Origin of the sequence: Photobacterium sp. OFAV2-7 (assembly GCF_022347985.1) — a bacterium.
Taxonomy (GTDB): domain Bacteria; phylum Pseudomonadota; class Gammaproteobacteria; order Enterobacterales; family Vibrionaceae; genus Photobacterium.
In genome coordinates this window covers 1-3,436 of record NZ_JAKRFQ010000560.1, presented here as the reverse complement: position 1 = coordinate 3,436, position 3,436 = coordinate 1, and the positions used below count along the sequence as shown (strand labels likewise).

General features: G+C 47.1%; 3 protein-coding genes. 2 read left to right on the top strand and 1 reads right to left on the bottom strand.

Annotated elements, in window-relative coordinates:
• Positions 1–758, bottom strand: a 758-nt coding sequence (locus MHN01_RS20840; RefSeq protein WP_239413188.1) for an integrase family protein, incomplete at its 3' end; no start/stop codon positions are given.
• 202 nt (positions 759–960) lie between these two features.
• Between MHN01_RS20840 and sbcB the strand changes: the two genes are divergently transcribed.
• Both sbcB and MHN01_RS20830 read left to right on the top strand, forming a co-directional pair.
• The gene (sbcB, locus tag MHN01_RS20835) at positions 961–2,382 is read left to right on the top strand and encodes an exodeoxyribonuclease I (protein ID WP_239413186.1); all 1,422 of its coding nucleotides are present in this window, start codon (positions 961–963) and stop codon (positions 2,380–2,382) included.
• Between the two features lie 333 nt (positions 2,383–2,715).
• Entirely contained in the window at positions 2,716–3,237 is a 522-nt protein-coding gene (locus tag MHN01_RS20830; RefSeq protein ID WP_239413185.1) for a hypothetical protein, read from the top strand.
• The last annotated feature ends 199 nt before the right edge of the window (positions 3,238–3,436 follow it).

The window sequence follows — 3,436 nt, the reverse complement described above, 5'->3', positions numbered from 1 at the left end:
TTCATATCGAAGTGGGAACGGCGGGCAAGGCGCAGCTCTGATAGCCGGTTGCCCCACAGCATGGTGAGTTGGTGAAGGGGTTTGTTTGCAGTACTGGCTCGGCTACGTTCTATCGCTAACCAGATTTGCGCTAATTCAGACCAGGTAGGAACGCGGCTTCCGTTTTCAGGCCGCATACCGACGTTCTGTTTTTTGATTCGGTCCAGGTCGGTTCTTTCAATGATGAATTTGCTTTTACAGAAGTTGAGGCAGGCACGGAGTGTGGTGAAGATGGAGTTGGCGGTTTTGGGCTTTTCGGCACTGATTGAATCTAACCACTGCATCCATTCTCGGGCGGGTATGGTTTCGACGTTTCTGTCGGGGAAGGTGCCAAGGAAGTAGTTGTTGGCGAAAGATTGGTAAAGTGCTTGTGTCCCTTTCTTTAAGGTGGGGACAAAGTGTTTCATCCAGTAGTTCACGCAGTCATCTAAAGTGACGAAATCTTGCTCACCTGTATTAGCTATCTCAGGATTTCGGCCTGATTCCCTCAATTCCATCATGATTTTATGTTTCCGCCTTGCCTCTTTCAGGCTAGTTGCGGGATACTTACCAATCTTGACTCTAAGGTTTGTACCGTTGAATCGGCAGCGATACTGAAAGGTGATAACCGCAGAAGATGTGATGCGAGCTATTAGGCCTTCACCATCGTTTAATTCTGATGGACCATCATAGGTTTCTTGCTTGGAAATCAGTTTAAGTTGCCGATCGAGTATGCTCATACTAACACCTTGTTTTCGTTCCCTGAATGGACACTAGTTTTGGACGCACGGCGCAAAATTTTGGACGCAGATTTGGACGCAAATGCAAATCCCAAACGTAATTGCGCAAGAATTAACTACTGTATAGATGAACAGTATAGCATTGAAAAGCCATTGTTAGAACAAGCACTTAATACGAATGCAATGGTTTCTGGAAAACACTATGAACAATACAAATGAGCCAACTTTGTTTTGGCTGGATTATGAAACTTTTGGCGCTACCCCTTCGACTGATCGCCCGTGTCAGTTTGCGGGTGTGCGTACCGATATGGATCTCAACATTATCGGTGAGCCGCTGGTTATCTACTGCAAACCGCCGGTAGACTACCTGCCTTCACCTGAAGCGTGTCTGATCACCGGGATCACACCTCAGGAAGCGCATGAGAAGGGTTTGTCGGAGCCGGAATTTATTGCCCGTATTCACGCTGAGCTTTCGAAGCCAAATACCTGTGTGATTGGATATAACAACGTCCGCTTCGATGACGAGGTTACCCGTTATACCCTATACCGTAACTTCTACGACCCATATGCATGGGCGTGGCAGAACGGCAACTCGCGCTGGGATCTGCTCGATATTATGCGTACCTGTTACGCATTGCGCCCGGAAGGGATCAACTGGCCGGATAACGAAGATGGCCTGCCAAGCTTTAAGCTTGAGCACTTATCCGTTGCCAACGGTATCGAACACGCCAATGCCCACGATGCGATGGCGGATGTCTACGCGACGATTGAGCTGGCGAAGATCTTAAAGCAGAACCAACCTAAGCTGTTTAACTACCTGTTCAACCTGCGTCACAAGCGCAAGCTGCAGGAACTGGTTGATATTGTTGAAATGACGCCGCTGGTGCATGTTTCCGGTATGTTTGGTGTCGAGTGCGGCAATACCAGCTGGATTGTGCCAATGGCCTGGCATCCGGATAACAAGAATGCAGTGATTACGGTAAACCTTGCGATGGATCCTACCCCGCTGATCGAGCTTGATGCCGATACGTTGCGTGAAAGGCTGTACACCAAACGTGTTGATCTTGGCCCTGATGAGTTGCCGGTTCCGCTTAAGCTGGTGCATCTAAACAAGTGTCCGGTTCTGGCTCCTGCCAAAACGCTCAAGGCCGATGATGCAGAGCGGATCGGGATCGACCGACAGAAATGTCTGGAGAACTTGCAGCTGTTGAAATCACACCCTGAAATTCGTGAGAAGCTGCTGGCTATCTATAGCGTTGAACGTGAGTATGAAGCCAACACTAATGTCGATGCCATGCTGTACGATGGTTTCTTCTCTAATGCTGATCGCTCAACGATTGACATTATCCGTGAAACAGCACCAGAAGAGCTGGCGAATCTCGAGCTGAATGTCGACGACAAACGCATCAAGCCATTGTTGTTCCGTTATCGTGCCAGAAACTTCCCGATGACGCTGGACTACAAAGAGCAGCAGCAATGGAAACACCATTGTCAGGATTATTTTGAATCCAATCTGCCTGCCTATATGGAAAACCTCGAGGCAACTGCCATGACTCATCAGGCGGATGAAGCCAAAATGGCGATACTCAAAGCAGTGTATGAATATGTAGACAGCTTGGTATAACAATGCAGTAATTATGTAAGCCGTTACACTTTGCTGTTTCGCTAGCTAACACACCGTAATATCTTGCTATTTTATCTAAGCCCTCCGGCCTGCAAAGCCGGGGGGCTTTTTATTAAGACATTATCCCATTTTCGAGATTTGAACTTAGTGCGATTGCCATCAACACTTATAACGAAGGTATCTGAACGAAAGTCAGATTTTACTCATTCAGCCTTGCAGTCTGAGTCCAAGTTTTTTTGATCAGACGAAACCTCCATTAAGTGCACCTGCGCTGCAGTGGAGACTACGTCGCATGTATCGAATTTAGTATTCATTGGTATTTAAGTGGTTGATATGACGACTAAAGCATTAACGCGTTGCTATCGCTTTGAAAGTGTAGATTTTGAACCCGATCTGCGCCTGCTGGTATGGCAAGACAACACCGAAACCGAACTCACTGTCCATGAGTCTCGCCTGTTGGAAACCCTGTGCTATTTCGCCGGAGAGGTGATCAGTGCCCAGTCACTGTTCGATAAGACATTCACTCAGGTCGATCCTTACAGCCACGAAAGCAACAACCACTACGACCTGAATACTTTATTGATCTCGCTGACAAAAAAGCTCGAATACAATGGCGAGATGTCCATTCCGATTGAAGTTATTCCTCACTTTGGCTTTCGCGTTCCCCTTCCAGACAAAACATGCCGACTTGTCCACACCTTTGATAAACAACCGAGGCTTCCTGCCGAAAGTAACCAGGAGCCAAGGCTAGAATCAGCCACCGAGCACATTGTTAAATACAGCCTATTGCATAAGATTTCAGTGCTGTTGCTTGCCGCTGCCGGGGTTGCAATTGTGGTTGTTTCTAACTTCTAACAGTTGGTAATTCTACACTCAAATTTTTGTGGCTTAGATCACATTTGTTTTGTATGATAAATGAGTCTCTTCGTTAGGAATCAAGGCTCATGGCATATCTACGTTCCTTTTCTGTCATTCTCATTTGTCTGTTTATCGGCAAGGCGATACAGCACCTTACCCAACTAGCTATTCCCGGTAGCATCATCGGCATGTTGCT

Excerpts from the sequence above, each read along its gene's own strand:
- sbcB (WP_239413186.1), top strand. The coding sequence starts at position 961 with ATGAACAATACAAATGAGCCAACTTTGTTTTGGCTGGATTATGAAACT.
- MHN01_RS20830 (WP_239413185.1), top strand. The coding sequence starts at position 2,716 with ATGACGACTAAAGCATTAACGCGTTGCTATCGCTTTGAAAGTGTAGAT.